The 21,544-nt window shown below is 60.2% G+C and carries 25 protein-coding genes and 1 pseudogene; 21 read left to right on the plus strand and 5 right to left on the minus strand.

Annotated elements, in window-relative coordinates; genetic code table 11:
• Position 1: 1 nt before the first annotated feature.
• Genes ehuD through doeB form a run of 6 tightly spaced genes read left to right on the plus strand, consistent with a single transcriptional unit; the run spans position 2 to position 5,667 of the window.
• Positions 2–661 (plus strand): ectoine/hydroxyectoine ABC transporter permease subunit EhuD, encoded by a 660-nt coding sequence (ehuD, locus tag N2A41_RS24345; RefSeq protein WP_260111298.1) that lies wholly within the window; start codon positions 2–4, stop codon positions 659–661.
• Positions 662–663: 2 nt separating this feature from the next.
• A complete protein-coding gene (gene eutA / locus N2A41_RS24350) occupies positions 664–1,443 on the plus strand; it encodes an ectoine utilization protein EutA (protein ID WP_260111299.1) in 780 nt (259 codons plus the stop codon).
• Between the two features lie 4 nt (positions 1,444–1,447).
• A complete protein-coding gene (gene eutB, locus N2A41_RS24355; protein WP_260111300.1) occupies positions 1,448–2,449 on the plus strand; it encodes a hydroxyectoine utilization dehydratase EutB in 1,002 nt (333 codons plus the stop codon).
• Positions 2,446–3,438 carry an ectoine utilization protein EutC gene (eutC, locus tag N2A41_RS24360; RefSeq protein WP_260111301.1) on the plus strand — a complete coding sequence of 331 codons (993 nt, stop codon included), beginning with the start codon at positions 2,446–2,448 and terminating at the stop codon, positions 3,436–3,438. Before eutB ends, eutC begins: the two co-directional genes overlap by 4 nt.
• Before the next feature lie 32 nt (positions 3,439–3,470).
• The gene (gene doeA / locus N2A41_RS24365) at positions 3,471–4,652 is read left to right on the plus strand and encodes an ectoine hydrolase DoeA (RefSeq protein WP_003550197.1); all 1,182 of its coding nucleotides are present in this window, start codon (positions 3,471–3,473) and stop codon (positions 4,650–4,652) included.
• Positions 4,653–4,659: 7 nt separating this feature from the next.
• Positions 4,660–5,667 carry a N(2)-acetyl-L-2,4-diaminobutanoate deacetylase DoeB gene (doeB, locus tag N2A41_RS24370; RefSeq protein ID WP_003550198.1) on the plus strand — a complete coding sequence of 336 codons (1,008 nt, stop codon included), beginning with the start codon at positions 4,660–4,662 and terminating at the stop codon, positions 5,665–5,667.
• A gap of 44 nt (positions 5,668–5,711) precedes the next feature.
• Here the strand turns inward: doeB and N2A41_RS24375 are convergent, their stop codons facing one another.
• On the minus strand, positions 5,712–7,529 hold the full coding sequence (locus N2A41_RS24375; protein WP_260111302.1) for a methyl-accepting chemotaxis protein: 1,818 nt from the start codon (positions 7,527–7,529) through the stop codon (positions 5,712–5,714).
• Between the two features lie 202 nt (positions 7,530–7,731).
• Here N2A41_RS24375 and N2A41_RS24380 point away from each other — a divergent pair, with 202 nt between their 5' ends.
• The 14 genes and pseudogenes from N2A41_RS24380 (at position 7,732) to N2A41_RS24450 (ending at position 17,349) form a co-directional block, all read left to right on the plus strand.
• Positions 7,732–7,980, plus strand: coding sequence for a type II toxin-antitoxin system VapB family antitoxin (locus N2A41_RS24380; RefSeq protein ID WP_170279719.1), 249 nt, complete (start codon positions 7,732–7,734; stop codon positions 7,978–7,980).
• Between the two features lie 311 nt (positions 7,981–8,291).
• On the plus strand, positions 8,292–8,936 hold the full coding sequence (locus N2A41_RS24390; RefSeq protein ID WP_017967326.1) for a TetR/AcrR family transcriptional regulator: 645 nt from the start codon (positions 8,292–8,294) through the stop codon (positions 8,934–8,936).
• Between the two features lie 36 nt (positions 8,937–8,972).
• A pseudogene (locus N2A41_RS24395) lies at positions 8,973–9,170 on the plus strand (DUF1217 domain-containing protein); the annotation flags it as partial.
• 445 nt (positions 9,171–9,615) lie between these two features.
• Positions 9,616–10,455 carry a transporter substrate-binding domain-containing protein gene (locus N2A41_RS24400; protein ID WP_260111303.1) on the plus strand — a complete coding sequence of 280 codons (840 nt, stop codon included), beginning with the start codon at positions 9,616–9,618 and terminating at the stop codon, positions 10,453–10,455.
• A gap of 116 nt (positions 10,456–10,571) precedes the next feature.
• Positions 10,572–11,234: an amino acid ABC transporter permease gene (locus N2A41_RS24405; RefSeq protein WP_260111304.1), complete on the plus strand. Its 663-nt coding sequence runs from the start codon at positions 10,572–10,574 to the stop codon at positions 11,232–11,234.
• Between the two features lie 5 nt (positions 11,235–11,239).
• Positions 11,240–11,899: an amino acid ABC transporter permease gene (locus N2A41_RS24410; RefSeq protein WP_017967322.1), complete on the plus strand. Its 660-nt coding sequence runs from the start codon at positions 11,240–11,242 to the stop codon at positions 11,897–11,899.
• 11 nt (positions 11,900–11,910) lie between these two features.
• Positions 11,911–12,681: an amino acid ABC transporter ATP-binding protein gene (locus tag N2A41_RS24415; protein ID WP_017967321.1), complete on the plus strand. Its 771-nt coding sequence runs from the start codon at positions 11,911–11,913 to the stop codon at positions 12,679–12,681.
• A 154-nt stretch (positions 12,682–12,835) separates the two neighbouring features.
• Positions 12,836–13,090, plus strand: a complete 255-nt coding sequence (locus tag N2A41_RS24420; protein ID WP_017967320.1) for a FitA-like ribbon-helix-helix domain-containing protein — start codon at positions 12,836–12,838, stop codon at positions 13,088–13,090.
• Positions 13,087–13,512: a type II toxin-antitoxin system VapC family toxin gene (locus N2A41_RS24425; RefSeq protein ID WP_017967319.1), complete on the plus strand. Its 426-nt coding sequence runs from the start codon at positions 13,087–13,089 to the stop codon at positions 13,510–13,512. The genes N2A41_RS24420 and N2A41_RS24425 overlap by 4 nt, the downstream gene beginning before the upstream one ends.
• 193 nt (positions 13,513–13,705) lie before the next feature.
• Positions 13,706–14,458 (plus strand): GntR family transcriptional regulator, encoded by a 753-nt coding sequence (locus N2A41_RS24430; protein ID WP_157386376.1) that lies wholly within the window; start codon positions 13,706–13,708, stop codon positions 14,456–14,458.
• The gene (locus tag N2A41_RS24435; protein ID WP_017967318.1) at positions 14,452–15,237 is read left to right on the plus strand and encodes a transporter substrate-binding domain-containing protein; all 786 of its coding nucleotides are present in this window, start codon (positions 14,452–14,454) and stop codon (positions 15,235–15,237) included. Before N2A41_RS24430 ends, N2A41_RS24435 begins: the two co-directional genes overlap by 7 nt.
• 81 nt (positions 15,238–15,318) lie before the next feature.
• Complete coding sequence (locus tag N2A41_RS24440) at positions 15,319–15,990, plus strand: amino acid ABC transporter permease (protein ID WP_017967317.1); 672 nt, start codon at positions 15,319–15,321, stop codon at positions 15,988–15,990.
• Positions 15,987–16,646, plus strand: coding sequence for an amino acid ABC transporter permease (locus N2A41_RS24445; RefSeq protein ID WP_017967316.1), 660 nt, complete (start codon positions 15,987–15,989; stop codon positions 16,644–16,646). Before N2A41_RS24440 ends, N2A41_RS24445 begins: the two co-directional genes overlap by 4 nt.
• Entirely contained in the window at positions 16,624–17,349 is a 726-nt protein-coding gene (locus N2A41_RS24450) for an amino acid ABC transporter ATP-binding protein (RefSeq protein WP_260111305.1), read from the plus strand. Before N2A41_RS24445 ends, N2A41_RS24450 begins: the two co-directional genes overlap by 23 nt.
• On the opposite strand, the gene N2A41_RS24455 is transcribed toward N2A41_RS24450, so the two are convergent.
• Together N2A41_RS24455 and N2A41_RS24460 are read right to left on the minus strand one after the other, a co-directional pair.
• A complete protein-coding gene (locus tag N2A41_RS24455) occupies positions 17,346–17,504 on the minus strand; it encodes a hypothetical protein (protein ID WP_260111454.1) in 159 nt (52 codons plus the stop codon). The genes N2A41_RS24450 and N2A41_RS24455 overlap by 4 nt on opposite strands.
• Before the next feature lie 565 nt (positions 17,505–18,069).
• Complete coding sequence (locus N2A41_RS24460; protein WP_017967189.1) at positions 18,070–19,029, minus strand: LysR family transcriptional regulator; 960 nt, start codon at positions 19,027–19,029, stop codon at positions 18,070–18,072.
• 50 nt (positions 19,030–19,079) lie between these two features.
• Between N2A41_RS24460 and N2A41_RS24465 the strand changes: the two genes are divergently transcribed.
• Positions 19,080–19,586 (plus strand): cupin domain-containing protein, encoded by a 507-nt coding sequence (locus tag N2A41_RS24465; protein ID WP_311202888.1) that lies wholly within the window; start codon positions 19,080–19,082, stop codon positions 19,584–19,586.
• 219 nt (positions 19,587–19,805) lie between these two features.
• Here the strand turns inward: N2A41_RS24465 and N2A41_RS24470 are convergent, their stop codons facing one another.
• Together N2A41_RS24470 and N2A41_RS24475 are read right to left on the minus strand one after the other, a co-directional pair.
• Entirely contained in the window at positions 19,806–20,150 is a 345-nt protein-coding gene (locus N2A41_RS24470; RefSeq protein ID WP_017967187.1) for a YkgJ family cysteine cluster protein, read from the minus strand.
• A 135-nt stretch (positions 20,151–20,285) separates the two neighbouring features.
• On the minus strand, positions 20,286–21,515 hold the full coding sequence (locus N2A41_RS24475) for a flavin monoamine oxidase family protein (protein WP_260111306.1): 1,230 nt from the start codon (positions 21,513–21,515) through the stop codon (positions 20,286–20,288).
• Positions 21,516–21,544 lie beyond the last annotated feature (29 nt).

The following is a 21,544-nucleotide window of genomic DNA, read 5'->3' on the forward strand; positions in this document are numbered from 1 at the left end:
GATGGAATGGGATTGGGACTTCGTCTGGCAGATCATGCCGACCCTTCTCGAAGGGTTCAAGATCACTCTTCTCGCGACCATCCTCGGCGCTGCCGTCGCCATGATCGTCGGCCTGGGGCTCGCCATTGCGCGGCGATCACCGGTCGCCGGCATTTCCAGGACCGTCGCTTTCGTCTCGGAATTCATCCGCGGCACGCCATTGCTGGTGCAGCTCTACTTTATCTTCTACGTGCTGCCGGATATCGGCATCCGGCTGGCGCCGCTGGTCGCCGGCGTCATCGGCATGGGCATTCACTATGCGACCTATACCGCCGAAGTCTATCGCGCCGGCATCGAGAACGTGCCGCGCGGACAATGGGAGGCGGCCAAGGCCACCAATCTGTCGACGCGCCAGGCCTGGATCCATGTGGTCCTGCCGCAGGCGATCCCGCCGATGATCCCGGCGCTCGCCAATTATTTCATCGCCATGTTCAAGGAGACGCCGCTGCTTTCGGCGATCACCGTGCTCGAACTCATGAACCAGGCAAAGAGCATCGCCAACAGCAATTACCGCTACATCGAGCCGATGACGCTGGTCGGCGTCTTCTTCCTCGTCATCAGCCTGATCTCGGTGGTGGGATTACGCTGGCTCGAGGAACGCTACGCCAGGATGGATGACTGACCATGACCGTAGAGATCGAGATCATCGCTGCCGGCCGGCCGCCGCGGCTGGAGGACCGGCCGCTGGAAAAGCGCATCGGCCTGGTCATCCTCGCGACCGACCACACGACGGAAGTCGACTTCCAGCGCATGGTCGCCAGCGATCGCCTCGGCGTCTATGTCAGCCGCATCCATTATGCCAATCCGGTCACCCCGGAAAATCTCCTGAAGATGCAGCCGTCGTTGACCGAAGGCGCGGCACTGATCCTGCCGGGCGAGACGCTCGATGCCATCGTCTATTCCTGCACCTCCGCCTCAGTGGTGATCGGCGACCGCAACATCGAGGCGGCGATCCATGCGGCCAAGCCCGGCGTGCCCGTCGTGACGCCAACGGCTGCCGCCGTGACCGGCCTGAAGGCGCTGGGCGCCAGACGGATTTCGGTGCTGACGCCCTATACGATCGAGACCAGCCGGCCGATGGCGGACTATTTCGCGGAGCTTGGTTTTGCGATCGACCGCTTCACCTGTCTCGGCCTGACCGATGACCGCGAGATGGCGCGGATCGCGCCGGACGAGATCCTTGCCTTCGCGCACCAGGCGCTGGCGCCGCAGTCGGACGCGCTGTTTATCTCCTGTACGGCGGTGCGGGCAGCAGAGGTCGCGGCCCGGATCGAGGCTGAAATTGGCAAGCCGGTCGTCACCAGCAATCTCGCGACCGCCTGGGCTTGCCTGCGGCTTTGCGGCGATGATCGGGCGCGGCCCGAACTCGGTCAATTGATGACCAAGCCCTATCGGGAAGGCTGAGATCATGGTGAGCGCCTTGCCCGTTTCGCTGGAGGATATCCGCGCCGCGGCGCGCCGGATTGCCGGCCGCGTGATCGGCACGCCGATGGTGCAGTCCGCTTCCCTCGGCGAATTGGCCGGCGTGCCTGTCCATCTCAAGCTCGAGCATCAGCAGACGACCGGCAGCTTCAAGCTGCGCGGCGCGACCAATGCGGTGCTCTCCTTGTCGCCGGCCGAGCGCTCGCGTGGTGTCGTCGCGGCCTCGACCGGAAATCACGGCCGTGCGCTTGCCTATACGGCAAAGGCGGAAGGCGCCGTCGCGACCATCTGCATGTCGCGGCTGGTGCCGGAGAACAAGGTTTCGGAGATCCGCCGCCTCGGGGCCCATGTCCGGATCGTCGGCGTATCGCAGGACGAGGCGCAGCAGGAGGTCGACCGGCTGGTTCGCGAGGAGGGGCTGGTGATGGTCCCGCCCTTCGACCATCCTGATGTCGTGGCCGGGCAGGGGACGCTGGGGCTCGAAATCATCGACACCGTGCCGGAGGCGGCAATCGTGCTGGTGCCGCTCTCGGGCGGCGGCCTTGCGGCCGGCGTTGCCGCCGCTGTCAAAGGCATCAGTCCGAACTCCAAGGTGATCGGCCTGACGATGGAGAAGGGTGCTGCGATGAAGGCAAGCCTCGATGCCGGGCGGCCGGTGCAGGTCGAGGAGGTATCGAGCCTTGCCGACTCGCTCGGCGGCGGCATCGGCCTCGACAATCGCGTGACGTTTTCCATGTGCCGCGACCTTCTCGACGAGGTCATCCTGCTGACGGAAGCGGAAATCGCCGCCGGCATGCGCCATGCCTATGCCTGCGAACGCCAGGTCGTCGAAGGCGCTGGCGCGGTCGGCATCGCCGCACTGCTTGCTGGAAAAATCAGGGGCGGAGGTCCCATCGTCGCGATCCTGTCCGGGGCGAATGTCGACATGGAGCAGCACCGGCGGGTGATCAGCGCTACGCAGCCGCTCTACGGCGAGGAGAGACCATGAGCCGGATGCTCATTCTGACGGAAGCGGAACTGAGGAAAGTCATCGGGCTTGACCGAGATACGGTCGCCTGCATCGAGGAGGCTTTCGCAGCCCTTGCAACCAATGCCGTCGTGATGCCGCCGATCTTGCGGCTCGACATTGCGGAATATCGGGGCGAAGTCGATGTGAAGACGGCCTATGTGCCCGGCATCGAGGGCTTCGCAATCAAGATCAGCCCCGGCTTCTTCGACAATCCCAAAATCGGCCTGCCGAGCACCAACGGCATGATGGTGCTGCTGTCGAGCCGAACCGGACTGGTGCAGGCCTTATTGCTGGACAATGGCTATCTCACCGACGTGCGCACCGCAGCAGCGGGCGCCGTCGCGGCAAAACATTTGTCGCGAGAAAGTGCATCCGTGGCTGCGGTCTTCGGCGCCGGCATGCAGGCGCGGCTACAGCTTGAAGCACTGACGCTGGTCCGGCCGATCCGCGAAGCGAGGATATGGGCGCGCGATGCTGCCAAGGCGCAAAGCGTGGCAGCGGAATTGGCCGGAAAGCTCGGGTTTCCCATCACCGCCACATCGGACGCCAGAGGTGCGGTGATCGGCGCTGATCTCATCGTCACCACCACGCCGTCGGAAATCCCGATCATCGAGGCCGGGTGGCTCGAACCCGGACAGCATCTGACGGCCATGGGCTCGGATGCCGAACACAAGAACGAGATCGACCCGGCCGCCATCGCAGCTGCCGACCTCTACGTCGCCGACAGCTTGAAGCAGACGCGGCGTCTCGGCGAGTTGCATCACGCAATCGACGCCGGCCTGGTCGCAGGCGATGCGGTCTTTGCCGAGCTCGGCCAGATCGTCGCCGGCCGGACGCCAGGGCGGACGCGCAACGACCAGATCACCATCGCGGACCTGACTGGAACCGGCATCCAGGACACCGCCATAGCCACGCTCGCCTTTGCCCGCGCCGGCGCGGCGAAAGCCGGGACCACGTTCGAAAGCTGACCGGCGCGGCGCCGGAAGAGAAGGGAAGAAACATGACCCAGTCCAAGCTCAAATTCTCGCTCGGCGAATATGCCGCGCGGCTGGAAAAGACACGGCGTGCCATGGAGACGAAGGGTGTTGACCTGCTTGTTGTCAGCGACCCGTCGAACATGGCCTGGCTGACCGGCTATGACGGCTGGTCCTTCTATGTGCACCAGGCGGTGATCGTGCCGCCGCAGGGCGAGCCGATCTGGTTCGGCCGCGGCCAGGATGCCAATGGCGCCAAGTTCACCGCCTATCTGAAACACGACAACATCGTCGGCTATCCCGATCACTATGTGCAGTCGACCGAGCGCCACCCCATGGACTACCTCTCGGGCATCCTGACCGAGCGCGGCTTCGGCAAGCTGACGATCGGCGTCGAGATGGACAATTACTGGTTTTCGGCGGCGGCCTTTGCGGCGCTGCAGAAGCACTTGCCGAATGCGCGTTTCGTCGACGCGACCGCGCTCGTCAACTGGCAGCGAGCCGTCAAGAGCGAGACCGAGATCGGCTACATGCGCAATGCCGCCCGTATCGTCGAGGCGATGCACGCCCGCATCTTCGACAAGATCGAGGTCGGCATGCGCAAGTGCGATCTGGTCGCGGAAATTTACGATGCCGGCACCCGCGGCGTCGACGGCATCGGCGGCGATTATCCGGCGATCGTGCCGCTGCTGCCGTCCGGCGTCGAAGCGTCCGCACCGCATCTGACCTGGGACGACCGGCCGATGAAGAAGGGCGAGGGCACCTTCTTCGAGATCGCCGGCTGCTACAACCGCTATCACCTGCCGCTGTCGCGAACCGTCTTCCTCGGCAAGCCGACGCAGGCCTTTCTCGATGCCGAAAAAGCGACGCTGGAGGGCATGGAAGCCGGTCTTGCGGTCGCCAGACCCGGCAATAGCTGTGAGGATATCGCCAACGCTTTCTTCGCGGTGCTGAAGAAATACGGCATCGTCAAGGACAACCGCACGGGTTACCCGATCGGCCTTTCCTATCCGCCGGACTGGGGCGAGCGCACCATGAGCCTGCGGCCGGGCGACCGGACGGAGCTGAAGCCCGGCATGACCTTCCACTTCATGACCGGCCTCTGGCTCGAAGACATGGGCTTCGAGACGACCGAGAGCATCCTCATCACCGACAGCGGTGTCGAGTGCTTCGCGAACGTGCCGCGCAGACTGATGGTCAAGGATTGAGGCTGTCATGACAGAGATTGGCTTGCGGCCGTCGCCGATCAGCGCGACGGTCAATTTTGCCGCCGAGGGCGTCCAGCACGGCTTTCTGCGCCTGCCTTACAGCCGCGACGATTCTGCTTGGGGATCGGTGATGGTGCCGATGACGGTCGTCCGGAACGGCAAGGGGCCAACGGCCCTTTTGACCGGCGGCAATCACGGCGACGAGTATGAGGGACCGATCGCGCTTTTCGAACTTGCCCGTTCGCTGAAGGCCGAAGAGGTGAGGGGCACTGTCATCATCGTGCCGGCCATGAATTATCCGGCATTCCTGGCAGGAACCAGGACCTCGCCGATCGACAGGGGCAACATGAACCGCAGCTTTCCGGGCCGGCCGGACGGCACGGTGACGGAGAAGATCGCCGACTATTTCAGCCGTGTGCTTCTGCCGATGGCCGATCTCGTCCTCGACTTCCATTCCGGCGGCAAGACGCTCGATTTTCTGCCATTCTGCGCGGCCCACATCCTGCCGAATAAGCAACAGCAGGAAAAAGCCTTCGAATTCGTGACGGCCTTTGCCGCTCCCTATTCGATGAAGATGCTGGAGATCGATGCGGTCGGCATGTACGACACCGCGGCCGAGGAGATGGGCAAGATCTTCATCACCACGGAACTCGGCGGCGGCGGCACCGCCACGGCCAAAAGTGCGGCGATTGCCAAGCGCGGCACCATGAACGTGCTGCGCCACGCAGGGATCGTCGCAGGTGCCGTCGATACCGGTCCGACGACCTGGCTCGACATGCCGGACGGCCGCTGCTTCTCCTTCGCAGAGGAGGGCGGGCTGATCGAACCTGTCATTGATCTCGGTGAAGCCGTCACAGCCGATGCCGTCATCGCTCGCATCTACCCGACTGGGCGGACCGGGGTGGCGCCCCGCGAGATCCGCGCCAGCATGAACGGCATTCTTTGCGCCCGGCATTTCTTGGGGCTGGTCAAGGCTGGAGACTGCGTTGCCGTTGTGGCGATCGTTACGGGCTGAGGTGGTCGGACAGGCAGAGGCGGGATCAAACTGCTGATCACACCTCAAGCAGCTTTCTGTGGTCTGGACGTGCTGGCTCCCGCATCGACCTGAAAGCGGTTGACGACCCCCTCCAGCGTCTGTGTCTGGCTGCCGAGCGCCCGGCAGGCTGAGGCGGTTTCGACGGCCATGGCTGCGTTGCGTTGCGTTACCTGATCGAGCGCGTTGACGGAGGCGTTGATCTCGCCGATCGCCACCGCCTGTTCGGAGGACACCGAAACGATGCGGGCGATCAGGCCGGCAACCTGCTCGACTTGCCCTTCGATTTCCAGGAGCGCCTTGCCGGTTCGGTTGACGAGCTCCACACCGGTGGAGACCTGGGCCGAGGAGGTGGAGATCAGAGCTCTGATCTCCTTGGCGGCGTTGGCCGAGCGCATGGCAAGTTCACGCACTTCCTGCGCCACGACGGCAAAACCCTTGCCTGCTTCGCCCGCCCGCGCTGCTTCAACCCCGGCATTGAGCGCCAGAAGATTGGTCTGGAAGGCGATTTCATCGATGACATTGACGATCTCGCCGATCTGGGAGGACGAACCTTCGATCCTTTCCATGGCGGCGATTGCTTCGCGAACGACGGCCGCCGAATGTTCGGCGCTGGTGCGGGTCTGAGCCATCATGCCTGTCGCTCTGCCGGCATGGTCGGAGGCATCTTTGGCTTTGATATTCATTTCATCGAGCGCGGCTGTCGCCTCTTCGAGCATTGCGGCCTGCTGTTCCGTGCGCGACGCAAGACTGTCGGCTGCATCGGTGATGCCGGCCGAGGAGCTGCCCACTTGCTTGGAGGTCTGGGCGATCTCCGCCATCGAAGCGCAAAGCGCGTCCATACTGTCGTTGAACTTCGCGCGCAAAGTCTCGTAGGCGGCGGCGAAGGGTGTCTTGATCCGGCAATCGAGATTGCCGGTCGACAGTTGTTCCAGGCCGTATGTCAGCCGATCGATCACCGTTTCGCGGATCTGCTCCTCGGCGGCCCTTTCGGCCAGCTGGCTGCGTTCGCGCTCGAATTCCGCATCGCGTAGTGCGGTCTCGCGCTTCTGCGCGTCCTGCCGCTCAAGCGCGTTGCGGCGGAATATCGCCACGGCCTTGGACATGGCTCCGATCTCGTCGGACCGGTTGGCATAGGGAACGTCGGTCGAAAAGTCGCCTTCGGCAAGGTTGCCCATATAGGCCTTCATGCCATCGAGCGGCACGATTGCTCGGCGGCGCAGGAGATAGAGCCCCACCAGCAACAGCCCGAACGAACCGAGACCCGCAGCACCCGCATAGATCGTCCAGGTGACGATCTCCGAGGCTGCATTGCGCTCCTCGCCCTTCAGGAAGGCGTCGGAATTGGCAACGAGTTTCTCGACCGCATCCTGGTGCGAATGAAAGGCGACGCGCAGCTGCTCGATCGCACCATGCGCCTTGTCTTCATCCCTGGCATTCAGGGCCGGGATGATCTCACGGTTCATCACCCGCCAGAATGCGTCGCCCTTGGCGATGACATCGCTTTCAAGCTCGTCTTTTAAGGCTTGCGGCAGCCGGGTGGTTTTCCAATAGGCGCGGCGGTCATCGTAAGCGGCCTTTAGATTTGCGATCTTGGCAAGATTGGTTTCTGTGAGTTCGGGAAATTTGCTTGCCTCGAAGGAGAGCATGTAGGATTCGACCACAAACAGTGGCGGCGGCAGAATATCGGCAATCAAATCTTTGCCGTAGACGACCTGCTCATAAACCGGCCCGTTGACTTTCAGCCGTTCGAGCGCCGATTGCTGCAAACCGATCGACATGAAAAGGCCGGCCGAAACGGCGACACCGAACGCAACCAGACTGCGGGCAATGGTGAATGCCAAGGACTGTCTCCCACATGATATGGCTTCTCTGCTTGAGATGCCTGATCCCTCGTGAAGTACTATGTCGATAGAACACTGAAATATGGTTAATTCTTTTTGACATCGGAACAAAATCAGGACCGAGACTACTTGAAGTATCCAGCCATCATCTGCAATCTTGATGTTAGCGACTGCTGCTACATGCAGATGAAAGGAGACCGACATGGCCGAACCTCAACTTTCCGTGCGCAGTGCGAAGGCACGCGATCTTGCACATCGGCTTGCTCGGCGCGAAAATCGATCAATAGCTGACATCGTTGAGCGGGCCCTCGAATCGTATGAAATACGGGAGACCGGCCGCGAGGCGGCCACGACCTTTTATGCTCAGCTTTCGCAACAAAGTGGCACGGATATCGACCTTGAGTCAGTCCTCAAAGAGGACAGACAGGCACACAAGGGCATCGAACTTTGATCTTTCTCGTTCCAGTAAAAACAGGCTTGCGGTTGATTTTGTTGCCGAAACTGCGTTAGAGGATGGGATACCCTGGGATGCTGCGGTCGAACTCTTGCTATAGGAATAGGAATAGGAAAAGATAGAGGTTGCGGCGGAAATGGCGGTCACAGGCGCTCCATCGGTAGACGGTGAGAGATGCAACGCATTGCAGAGCTGATGAGTTCTCTAAATTGAAATTGCCAATGCCACAGCTGAAGAATCGCCTCTCAGAAGTCCTTGTCTCCTTTCTGCGGCCTTCGGCTTGTGCCTCGATGGGGGTCTAGGCCATAATGGATGTTGTCGAGCCCGCAGATGAGCCGCGCAAGCGCGGCCGGCCGAAAGTCTCCAGTGACGATGACAAGCGGGCGCATATCGTTGAAATCGCCCGCCGCGTTTTTGTAAAATACGGTTATGCTGGCAGCACGACCGCAGTCGTCGCTACCGAGGCGAGTGTTTCAAAACAGACGCTTTACAAGCTGTTTCAGAGCAAGGAAGAGCTGTTTGCCGCGGTGGTCGGAGCACATCGGCGCCTGATGCTCGACCTTCCGCGGCCTGCTGAAGATCTCTCGATCGCCGAGAGCCTCGAACGCATCTTCATGATCGATATGGATGACGACAAGGATGCGGATCGTGCCGGTTTCCTGCAGCTCGTCTTTCGCGAAGCGGGGCAGTTTCCCGAACTTATCGACATACTGCAGCGTGAAGGCATGCTTGCCAGCCGGCAGCATCTGGCAGACTGGCTGAGGGACCGCAGGGTGGAAGGCAAGTTGTCGCTTGATGATCCGGACAGCGGGGCCCGGATGCTGATGGATATGATCTTTGGCGCCATGGGTCCGCCGGAAGGACGAGCAAAGGCTTGGCCTAATCGGGCAACACTGCTTGCCCATCTCCAGCGCTGCATTGCAGTCTTTGCCGCAGGCGTCGGCGCCGCGTGACCCCGAAAGACGGCGATCCCTCGGCTTTTGACGTCGATGAGCGATTACAAGCTCTAATCTTATGCCATGCAGGCCTGCGGGCGTGAAGACATGGCTATGCCAAGGCCTTCATGAAGAAGGTGCTGGAGAGTGCGCTTCGCCCACAGCTTGAGCGACACCCGCTATGCAGAGTTGGCTGCCGCCTTCAAATTCGCCGGCGAGACGAAGACGGCGCGATCGGACGTGCAGCGGGAAGTTCATTAGAATCCATGAAGTCTACAAGCCTCCCCCAGCGCATACCTAGATTTCTCTTACCGAAATGCGCTGTATTTTCGTTTTCACACATTCCCTGCAAATCCACCGCGCATTTTTGCTGAAATGCTCTGGACGAAGCGGGAAGCTTCCGGTTGGCGAAAGTTGGCCGTTGGCTTGAGGTTGGCAGTTTCCCGAGATCCTAATTCGCCGCCTGCGCCAACGCCTCGCTTGCATATTCCATTTACCAAGGCTAGCGCAGCCGGGCGGTCCGGAAGTGGGATGAAAATGCTGCGCTGCCGAAAAAATCGCCACGCGCGCCACTGCGCGTTTTTTCGGCATACCCCATTGACAATTCATCCTTGATGGCACTTGATAACGTTATTCCAGTAAAACAGACATGCGTCCATTATACTGGAATATAGGAACAATCCATAAGGGGAACGCCATGACCATTTCCTTTCGCACCGGCGTGATGTCGTTGGTCGCCGCCGCTCTGTTGTCCACGCCTGTGCTGGCCGAAGGCAGCAAGCTCGATGAAGTGTTGGCCCGCGGCCATCTCGTCCTCGGCACGGGCAGCACCAATGCGCCTTGGCACTTCAAGAGCGCCGACGACAAGCTTCAGGGATTCGACGTCGACATGGGCCATATCATCGCCAAGGCGCTCTTCGGCGACCCTGAGAAGATCGAATATGTGAACCAGTCCTCCGATGCCCGCATCCCGAACATTACCACCGACAAAGTCGACATCACCTGCCAGTTCATGACCGTTACCGGCGAGCGCGCCCAGCAGGTTGCCTTCACCATTCCCTATTATCGCGAGGGTGTCGGCCTGATGCTCAAGGCGGACGGAAAATATGCCGACTACGCCGCCCTGAAGGCGGTCGGTTCCTCCGTCACCATCTCGGTTCTCCAGAACGTCTATGCCGAGGCGATGGTGCATGCGGCGCTGCCGGAGGCGACCGTCGACCAGTACGATTCCGTCGACCTGATCTATCAGGCGCTAGAATCGGGACGCGCCGATGCTGTCGCCACGGACCAGTCGTCGCTCGCCTGGTACATGACGCAGAATCCCGGCCGTTACAAAGACGCCGGCTATGGCTGGAATCCGCAGACTTACGCCTGCGCCGTCAAGCGCGGCGATCAGGATTGGCTGAACTTCGTCGACACCGCTCTGCACGAGGCCATGACCGGCGTTGAGTTCGACTTCTACGCCAAGTCCTTCAAAACCTGGTTCGGCAAAGATCTGACGCCGCCGCAGATCGGCTTCCCGGTCGAGTTCAAGTAACAGCCATGTGGAGCGGGACATGTTTCCCGCTCCACATTTAAAGAGTGAGAGCATGATGCCGTCCGGAAACCGCTCACAGTTTTCGGTATCATGCTCTGGTCTGAAAGGCGGCCCGCATGGGTTACACGTTGAATTTCGCTGCCGTCTGGCGCAATTTCGATTCTCTTTTGAGCGGGCTCGCGCTCAGCCTCGGCCTGGCGGTGATCTCGATCCTGATCGGGGCGGCGATCGGCCTTGCCGTCGCCTTCGCGCTGACGTCCAAAAGCCGCTTTGCGATCGTGCCGGCGCGGGTCTATGTCACTGTCATTCGCAACCTGCCAATTCTCGTTCTGGTGCTTTTTGCCTTTTTCGCGTTGCCGCAGATGGGCTTGCGGCTCGACAAGATAAAAAGCTTCGTCCTGGTTCTATCCCTTTACTCCGGCGCCTATCTGGCCGAGGTGTTCCGCGCCGGGCTGCTGTCAATTCCGAGAGGGCTGACGGAAGCGGGTCTTGCCATCGGCCTGACGGGGATGCAGATCCGCAGTTCCATCATCGCTCCGCTGATGCTGCGCAACGTGCTGCCGTCGCTGTCTTCGACGATCATTTCGCTCTTCAAGGACACCTCGCTCGCCGCCGCCATCGCGGTGCCGGAACTGACCTTCGCGGCTCGCAAGATCAATGTCGAGAGCTTCCGCGTTATAGAAACCTGGATGGTCACATCAGCCCTCTATGTCGCGACCTGTTTCCTCATCGCCGCCGTGATGCGCTTCGTCGAGCGCCGCCTGGCCCTGCCGAGATAGACCTGATGTCCCACACTTTTCTCGAACAACTCTGGATCGCCCGATACGTCATCATGAACGGCATCGGCGTGACCGTGTCGATCTCTCTGCTCGCCATCCTCGCGGGTTCCATACTCGGCGTTTTCGTCGGCCTGGCGCTCGTCTATGGCGGCGCTGTTTTGCGTCTGGCCGTGCGCGCCTACACCGATATCATCCGCGGCACGCCGGTGCTCGTGCTGGTGCTGGCGAGCTACTACGTCTCCGCCGCCGTCGGCCTTAATCTCGGGCCGTTCTCGGCCGGCGTGCTTGCCCTTGCCATCTTCTGCTCTTCCCATGTCGGCGAAATCGTGCGCGGAGCACTTCAGGCGATCCCGAAGGGGCAGACCGAAGCCGCCAAGGCGATCGGCCTGACCTTTACCCAGACCTTCACCTCGGTGCTGTGGCCACAGGCCATGCGCCAGTGCCTGCCGGCCTGGGTGAATACGGCGGCCGAGATGGTCAAAGCCTCGACGCTGCTCTCCGTTATCGGCGTCGCGGAGCTTCTCCTGCGCACGCAAGAAATCATCTCCCGCAATTTCATGAGCCTCCAGTTCTATTTCTTGGCCGGCGGTCTCTACTTCATCGTCAACTACGGCATCGAGCACTTCGGCAAATATGTCGAGCGCAAGACCGCCCTGCCGTCCTGAGGAGACATCCAATGGCCAAGACCATTCTCGACATCCAGGGTCTGCGCAAGACTTACGGCATTCACGAAGTCCTCAAGGGCGTCGATTGCGCCGTGCAGGAAGGCGAAGTCATTTCCATCATCGGCTCGTCCGGTTCCGGGAAGACCACCTTGCTGCGCTGCATCAACATGCTTGAGGAATTCCAGGGCGGCACGATCAGCCTTGACGGCGAGGAGATCGGCTATCGCGTCGAAGGGACAGCGCGGCGCCGCAAGAGCGAGAAAGAGATTGCACGCCAACGCGCGTTGACCGGCATGGCGTTTCAGCAGTTCAATCTTTTTCCGCATATGAGTGCCGCTGAAAACGTCATGCTCGGCCTCGTCAAGGTGAAGAAGATGACCAAGCCGGACGCCCGCGCCATTGCGGAAAAATGGCTCGATCGTGTCGGCCTTTCCGCCCGCTCGAACCATTATCCAGGACAGCTTTCCGGCGGCCAGCAGCAGCGCGTCGCGATTGCCCGCGCCATCGCCATGTCGCCGAGGCTGATGCTGTTCGACGAAGTGACCTCTGCGCTCGACCCGGAACTGGTGGGCGAAGTGCTCCAGGTCATCAAGGGGCTTGCGGCCGACGGCATGACCATGCTGCTGGTTACGCACGAGATGCGATTTGCCTACGACGTTTCGTCACGAGTCATCTTCATGAACCAAGGCGTCATCTGCGAAGAGGGCGATCCGAAGGACATGTTCGTGCATCCGAAGACCGAGCGGCTGGCGGAATTCCTCAAAACCTCGAGTTTCAATTAGGCGAAAAAAGAAATCCATGACGATCACAAGTTACGGTGGGCGCAGCTCCCCTAACCACTGTTTGGCTTACGATCGCATGGCAAGCGCACATTGAATGTGATGGCAAATCCATTATATTGCTAGCATCGCTATCATGTTCCACAAGGTTGCCATCATGCCCGCAGTCACAATCAGAAACCTGTCCGAGGCGACGCACCGTGCTCTCAAGGTGCGTGCGGCTCATCACGGGCGCAGCGCCGAAGCGGAAATGCGCGAAATCCTCGAGGCTGCCGTCCGTCCGGAAACGCGGCTGCATCTTGGCAGCGCGCTCGCCGAACGGAGTCGTCGCCTCGGGTTGACAAATGAGGACCTTGCCGTTCTGGACCAAGCTCGCGACGCGTTGCCTGCAAAGCCGTTGAGCTTTGAATGATTATCCTTGATACGAACGTCGTTTCCGAGGCGATGAAACCCGCGCCCGACGAAACCGTGAAATTCTGGCTCGATGAGCAGGCAGCCGAAACCCTCTTCCTTTCTAGCGTCACGATCGCCGAGCTGATGTTTGGAATCGGCGCCCTCCCGGCTGGCAAACGCAAGGAAAGGCTCTCCGACGCGTTGGACGGTCTGATGGAACTCTTCGAACGCCGTATTTTGGCTTTCGACATTACAGCGGCACGGCGCTATGCCGATCTCGCGGTCAAGGCCCGAGCTGCTGGCAGAGGATTTCCCACTCCGGACGGCTATATCGCCGCTATCGCGGCATCGAAAGGGTTCGCCGTAGCCACGCGCGATACAAGTGCTTTCGACGCTGCAGGTGTTGAAGTGATCAATCCCTGGGCGGCTTCGACCGCATAAGGTCGTTCGGCCAGTAAGAACAAGCCGCCACGAGTGGTTCGACGCTGGTCTGCGTTTGCAAGGCGTTGCAGGCACGCGCTCAATTTACGCTCAGTCTGCATTCGCAGCGTGCAAATTCCAAGGGGAGGGATCCGAGACATCTTGGAAATCCTGAACGCAGAATTTTGGCACGCGCTTTGCTTTCCTGTCTTGTATGCAAGATAGCCACACATCTGAGAGCACGCAGAAGACCATTGAGGAGACGATCGTCTCCGGGATTCTTTCAGCCAAAATTCGGCCTGGGACGCGTCTTGGTGAAAACCAGTTGGCAACGCTCTTCAGCGTGTCTCGAACCCGCGTTCGTGAAGCCATGATGCGCCTGGAAACACGCGGCATCGTGCATGTCAGTCCAAGACGAGGCTGGTTTGTTGTCGAGCCGTCCGCAGAAGAGGCGATCGCGGTCTATGAGGCACGGCGCGTCATCGAGGCCGGATTGCTGCGCAGCATGCGGGCTCTGACAGACGAGGGGCGCAAAGCTCTCGACCTGCATTTGAACGAGGAGAAAAGCGCAATGGCTGCGGGCGATCGACAGCGCCTGACCTATTTGATGGGTGATTTCCACATCCGCATCGCCGAATCGAGTGGGAACGCCATCATCGTCGATATCCTCCGCGATCTCACCGCGAGGACGATCCTCATCTCGATGCTCTATCAGTCTGAATTTCATGCAGCACAGTCTCATGACGGGCATTGCCGCATCTTCGAGGCCATGCAAGCGGGCGATTTCGTCAGGGCTGCGGAGCTCTCTGTCGAACATCTGGACGAAGTGGAAACGGGGCTCGACCTCACCACACGCCCGGACCCGCTCTCGGAACTGCGCAGTTCCCTGTCACTTCCTCCCAAGACCGTGCCCCAACCCCCGGACCCAAAAAACCACAACTTCAAAGGAGCAATTAAAACATGCTGACAAGACGAGTCATCTTCGCCATCGCGACCCTGGCTGCAACCTTCGGTTTCAGCTCCGCGTCTTACGCCGATGCTCTCGCCGACATCACGGCGCGCGGCACTCTGCGTGTCGCCGTCCCGCAGGATTTCCCGCCCTTTGGCAGCGTCGGTACCGATATGGCGCCTATGGGTTACGATATCGATGTGGCCAATCTCATTGCCGAAAAACTGGGCGTCAAGACCGAACTCGTGCCGGTCACCAGCGCCAACCGCGTTCCTTATCTGCAGACGAATAAGGTCGATCTGGTCATATCAAGCCTCGGCAAGAATGCGGATCGCGAAAAGGTGATCGATTTCACCACGGCCTATGCCCCCTTCTTCAATGGCGTGTTCGCGCCCGCCGATCTTTCGATCGCCAAGGTGGAAGATCTCGCGGGAAAGAGCATCGGCGTTACGCGCGGCGCTGTCGAAGATCTCGAGTTGACGAAGATCGCGCCGGCCGACGCGACGATCAAGCGCTACGAGGACAACAACGGCACCATCTCGGCCTTCCTCTCCGGCCAGGTCGACACCATCGCGACCGGCAACGTTGTGGCTGCTGCGATCCTCGCCAAAAATCCCCCGAAGCGGCCTGAGATGAAGTTCCTCATCAAGAACTCGCCCTGCTATATCGGTCTCAACAAGGAACAGGCAGCTCTTCTGGAGAAGGTGAACGGCATTATCGCTGCGGCCAAAACCGATGGCGCGCTGGACGCCATATCACAGAAGTGGCTTGGCGCCGGTCTCCCGTCGGATCTCTAAGGGACTCGGTCTCACGGACGTCATCCCGCGCCTGCGCGCGGGATGACGTGACGATCCGTCACCGCAAGAGGGGACAATTCCTTGAGTTACCATTTCGAATTCGGCTGGCTGCTTGAATATTATCCTGAGATCGTCAAGGGCATACTGATCACCCTGGAGCTTATCGCTATCGGCGGAGTGCTCGGCATTTCGCTCGGCATCTTCTGTGCCTGGGTGCGTGCACTCGGCCCGGCCTGGCTGAAGCCTGTCATTGCGACTTATGTCGAGCTGATCCGCAACACGCCGTTCCTGATCCAGCTCTTTTTCATCTTTTTCGGTCTGCCGTCGCTCGGTCTCAAGCTTTCCGAACTGACGGCCGCTAACCTCGCGATGGTCGTCAACCTCGGCGCCTATAGCTGCGAGATTATCCGCGCCGGCATCCAGGCAACTCCGAAGGGTCAGTTCGAAGCGGGCGAGAGCCTTGCCATGACGCGCTTCGAAACCTTCCGGCATGTCGTTCTCGTGCCGTCGCTGCAGCGCATCTGGCCGGCGCTGTCGTCGCAAGTCGTCATCGTCATGCTCGGCTCATCGGTGGTGTCGCAGATCGCCGCAGAGGATCTGACCTTTGCTGCGAACTTCATACAATCGCGAACCTTCCGCGCCTTCGAGGCCTACATCGTCTCGACATCAATCTATCTCGTGCTGGCGATCCTGCTCCGGCAGGTGCTGGCGGTAGTCGGCGGGTTCATTTTCCCAAGGAGAGCGGCGCGATGATCGAGTTCACACTCTGGGACATCCTGCGCAACCTGCTGCTCGCCACCCGCTGGACGATCCTGCTTTCGCTCGTCTCCTTCATCGGCGGCGGCGCGGTCGGACTGGGGTTGCTCTTCTTGCGCATCAGCAAGCGCAAGTCATTCAGGACGGTCGCAAAATACTATATCGAGCTCTTCCAAGGCACACCGCTGCTGATGCAGCTCTTCATTGCGTTTTTCGGTCTCGGCCTCTTCGGGATAGATGTGCCGGCCTGGCTTGCTGCGGGATTGGCGCTCACCCTGTGGAGCGCCGCCTTCCTCGCCGAAATATGGCGAGGCTGCGTCGAAGCGGTCGTGAGGGGTCAATGGGAAGCTTCCGCCAGCCTCGGCATGGGCCGGTTGCAGCAGATGCGCTATGTCATCCTTCCGCAGGCGCTGAGGGTCGCGATACCACCCACGGTCGGCTTCTCCGTTCAAATCGTCAAGGGTACGGCGCTGACCTCGATCATCGGTTTCGTTGAATTGTCGAAAGCCGGCACGGTGGTCACCAATGCCACCTTCCAGCCCTTCACCGTCTACGGGCTCGTCGCCCTCATCTACTTCGCCCTTTGCTGGCCTTTGTCGAAAAGCAGCCAGATCCTGGAAAGGAAGCTCAATGTCGCTCATCGAAATCACTGAAGTCCGCAAGAGCTTCGGCACCACCGAGGTGCTGAAAGGCATCAATCTCGACGTGAAGGCTGGTGAAGTCATCGCTATTATCGGCAAGAGCGGTTCAGGCAAATCGACCCTGCTTCGCTGCATCAACGGCCTGGAGACCATCACCGATGGCTCCATCTCCGTGGCCGGCGCGCAGCTCCTTGATGACGAAGTGCATCTGAAGGCACTGCGCCTCAAGGTCGGCATGATCTTTCAGCAGTTCAACCTCTTCCCGCACCTGACCGTCGGCGGCAACGTCATGCTGTCGCAGACCGTGGTCAGAAAGACCCCGAAAGCCGAAGCCGAGGCTACCGCCCGCAAGATGCTGGAGCGGGTAGGGCTGGGCCACAGGTTCGACGCCTATCCCGACGAGCTCTCGGGCGGCCAGCAGCAGCGCGTCGCTATCGCCCGCGCGCTGGCCATGCAGCCGACAGCACTTCTCTGCGACGAGATCACCTCGGCGCTCGATCCGGAACTGGTCGCCGAAGTTCTCGCCGTCGTGCGCGAGCTTGCGGCCGAGGGAATGACGCTCCTGATGGTAACGCACGAGATGAAGTTCGCCCGCGATGTCTGCAGCCGTGTCGTCTTCATGCACCAGGGCCGCGTTCACGAAATAGGCCCGCCGGAGGAAGTCTTCGCCAATCCTCATACTGCGGAGCTGAAGCAGTTTCTCGGCGTCAGCTAGAATATCCGTGCGTTTTCCATCTGGACAACGCTCAGGCGTTCGTCACGGATCTTCTGGATGACTTCGAGGCGATGCAACTCTTTCTGCGACATGGTATCATAAAGGATATGACGACTCCGACCGCTCATGGTCTCGACCAGGCTGAAGATCGTCATCCTTGCTCCCAACGTTGGCGTTGACCAGTGCGTCGAGAGGCGAGACTGTCGCATCTCTAACTGGCCCAACTGTCGCATTACTAAATAGCCCTTACATGTGGCATAACCTAGTTTATGGAACTGTGCCGGCGCGGAGCCTCATAGTGTCGACACCGACGCATACGGCTGCCTCCACTCGAACCGTTTGCGGAAGGTTCACAAGTCGCGTAGTGCACAGCGTCGGGGGCCGTTGACGGACGCTGGTTTCCCGTCACATCAAGGGAAGACCAATTTTGTCCGGTTTGCACTCACTTCGGCGAGCTCTATGCCCTTATCAGCGGTCTTCGCAGATTAGGGCATTGGAGAAACGGAGCGTCGCCAATAATTGCCCCGATCCGTCACGTATCTCCATGCGCGGGGCAGAGATGACCCCTTGCAGCCTCAGCGATGAGTTCGCGATTATCGGCAAGCGCCTCCCTCCTCGCTTGCAGCAGGTTGCAGCCGCGCGAAATCCGACGTTCAAGTAAGCCTCGATATGTAATGGAGCATGGGCACGTTCTTTGCCGATCGACGCGGGAAAGCACCGTCAGCGCGCTTCATTTGGCAGGGACTGCTCGCCGACATTAAGTGGCAGCAATATCTCGGCGATCAGGTTCCGAATCCAACGATGGGCGGGGTTGCCTGTCGCGCGCTTGTGCCACACGCCGACGATGAGGGCCGGCGGAAGCGGCATGGGAGCGTTATAGAGGGAGAGCCCGAAAAGATCCGCCAAGCGCTCTGCCAATTGTCGAGGGACGAGTGCAATATGATCACTCTCGCTCACAGCTCGGCAGACGCCGAAGAAAACAGGAACCGTCATGACCACCTTCCGAGTTCGTCCGATCTTGGCCAGTGCCGCATCACCCATGGCTTTTGTTTTTCCTTCAGGCGAGAAGAGGATGTGCCCGAGATCGCAAAAAAGATCGATCGGCAAGGTTGCGCCAGATTTTATTCCGGCTGCTTCGATTGCTGCGTTTCCTTTTCGGGCGATAGTTATGAAGGACGACCGGAATTGCGCATGTCGGTCGATCCAGTCTGGAAATTCTGCATCAGGAATGAGAGCCATGTCGGCTTCATACCGCTCAAGAGAGTCGATGTAGCTGTTTGGGACGAGGTCGACCAATTGCACCCGAATACCCGGAGCACGTTGGTGAATCTCACGCGCCAGCCGCGGCATCAGCATCTCCGCAAAGAAATCGCTTCCTGCAAGCTTGAAAGTGAGGCTGGCGCTACCGGGATCAAAAGAGGTGCCACTGAACAGCGCCTCCATCCTGTCGAGCGTCTCACGAAGAGGCATGGCTAAACCTCTTGCATAATCCGTCGGGCGCAAACCTTGGCCATGACGGACGAACAGCTGATCATCGAGCGCATGACGCAGTCTTGAAAGTGCGCCGGAAACCGCTGACTGAGACATTCCCAGTTTCTCACCGGCCTTCACAGTCGACCCTTCCCGCAACAAGGCGTCGAGCACACGTACAAGATTGAGATCAAAGGTCGCGAAATTCATTTCACCGATAGTTTCTATATGATCAAACGATTTTCTTAATAATGGATCGGATGGTAAAAACTACAACACGAAAGCGCTTTCGTTTCATCCCAACCGAGGAGGAAACGATGGTTGATCTACTGGAATGTCCAGATACCATTGAATGGCTCGGTGTTTCTTACCGACCTATTCTGACGAATGCAGCAACTGGCGGAGCGATGTCCATCGTCGACAGCCTGTCTCCCGTCGGAAGCGGGCCGCCGCGACACATCCATGAAAGAGAGGACGAGACCTTCGTCCTTCTCTCCGGCTTGTGCGAGTTCTGGGTGGAAGGCGAGAGGTTCACGAAGAAGGCCGGCGAAACTGTCTTCGTGCCACGCGGAATGGAGCACACCTTCAGGGTTATCGGCGGCATGCCTTCGCGCCATCTGGTGATCCTGACGCCGGGGGGATTCGAAGATTTTTTTGCCGACATGGCGGCAGGCAAGTTCCAGATTCCGCAGGACATGGATCGCATCGCAGAATCCGCCCGCAGGCACCACCTTCGTTTCACTGGGCCGCCGCTTGGCAACGACTAGCCATTATAACCAGATGGTTCGATCGCCTGCAAACACCCGGCGACACTCAGCGCGTTAGCCTTGAGGTTTGGAGAATCCACAGTTCCCGTATGTCGCTGATCACAGGCGTTTTCGCGCCTAGGAGCAGAACCCTATGGAACTGGAGGTGGCGGACTCTTTTTAGCTCGCTCATCCTGTCTCGGCGCCGCCGTGTCCAACCCGCGGAGTCGAGGTGACATCTCAGTTGACTGGCAAACGCGCATCGAAGTGGCCGGGCGACAAACTTGACTGACCGATCCCGAAGAACTCGCGGGCGGTCAAGCAAGCGCCATCGCCTGGGACGCAGGCGCGGCAGACGTCAGGCCGAAGATCGTATACCTGACAGGATGTCTCTGAACCGACGCGACCGACCAGAGCGGAGCAACGCGCACCGTCGCAACGCATTCCCTGCTCGTTTGCGGCTACGAGGTGCGCCGGCAGCAAATCGAGAGCAGCTTCCGTTTCGGTGGAAAATCTGGGCCAGCTCGGCGAATAGGAGCAGCAGGCTCCGCAGCTTCGGCAATCGAAATCGATCAGTGATGTCATGACCCGCTCCTACCACACAAGCTGCCAATGATAAAGCTGCAGGCTGACCGCTTCCCTTGGAGCGAGGGCATCCATTTCACCTCGTCCTGACGTTAGGCGGTGAAATTCGACCTTAAGGGGTCAGTGGCCGGGATATCACGAGCGTGTTAGAACGGCCGCAGCCTGGTCGGCGGCCCGCAACCCGCTTTCCCATGCGCCATGCGCGGTCGAAAAGTCGGACTGGTGCGTCGCCTCGCCGGCGAAAAACAGCCGGTCACCGACCGGTCGCGCCAGGACTGCGCGTGCGCTCGCATGGCCGGGCAGTGCATGGCTGTAGGAGCCGCCTATCCAATCGGTACGACACCAGGAAGAGGCTGCCAGGGGCCGCAAGTGGCGGCGAATGTTGTTGCCGAGCAGCGATGACAGCTGGTCGAGTGCGAAGGCAAATGCGTCCAGCAAACCCGCGCGTTCGATGACGACAGCGCCGTTTCCGCCGAAGAAGCCTTCGATGATTGGCCGGCCGAGCGGCCGGATATAATAGCTGCCGGTCTTGGCATTTTGCGGGTCGCCGAGCAGATGGGTCTCCGGCTCGAGACCATGATTGCCATGGAGTTCCAAAAACAGCTTGTCTGCGAGGCCAAGCGGCAGCTGACTTGCGGCATGGAGGTGATCGTCGGCCTCCGGGGCGAAGATAATGGTTCCGCGGGCCAGAACCGTGGTCGATGCCGTGATGATCGCGGCACCTGACGTGACAGGACCGCGGTCGGTCTCCAGCTGGACGCCGTTCGCGGTCAATGTCACACGTCGAACGGGCGTCGAAAGGCGCAAGGCCACGTTTGGAACGGTCGCGCTGATCAGACTTCCATAGCCTTCCTGCACCCGCCAATTGGCGTCGGTCGCTGCATTGTCATAGGCAAGAAAGTCGGCGATCGACAGCCGATCGAGCGGCGCGCCGTTCATATATCCGCTGAGGGACTGGCAGTAGGCGTTCCATTTGCCGCCCGGCTCCAGCGCGTCCGACGCCCTGTCGCTGGCGGGAGGATTGGTCCGCATCCGCTCCTCAAGAGCGGTCCATGCCGCCGCCGCCGCGGCGCGCTCATCCTGCGTAAAGCCGAGATCGCGCCACTGGCTTTGCCACGCCGTCGGCCCGCGCTCGATATTGAACCCGGCCCCACGGCCAATGGCGACGAGAGGATTGCGCTCGGCGGAATGCAGCCAGCCGCAACCCATATCCAGCGGCATTCCGGCCAGCTCGATTGTCCAGGCCCGTCCACCCACGCGGTTGCTGGCTTCCAGGATGATGACCAAGCGCCCGGCATCGGCCAGCCCTTTTGCTGCTGCAATGCCGGCTGCGCCAGCGCCGACAATCGCAACCTCGTAGTCCATCGTCGCCCTCATCAGCTTGATACGACACA

It is taken from the genome of Rhizobium sp. SRDI969 (assembly GCF_025152725.1).
Taxonomy (GTDB): Bacteria; Pseudomonadota; Alphaproteobacteria; order Rhizobiales; family Rhizobiaceae; genus Rhizobium; species Rhizobium leguminosarum_I.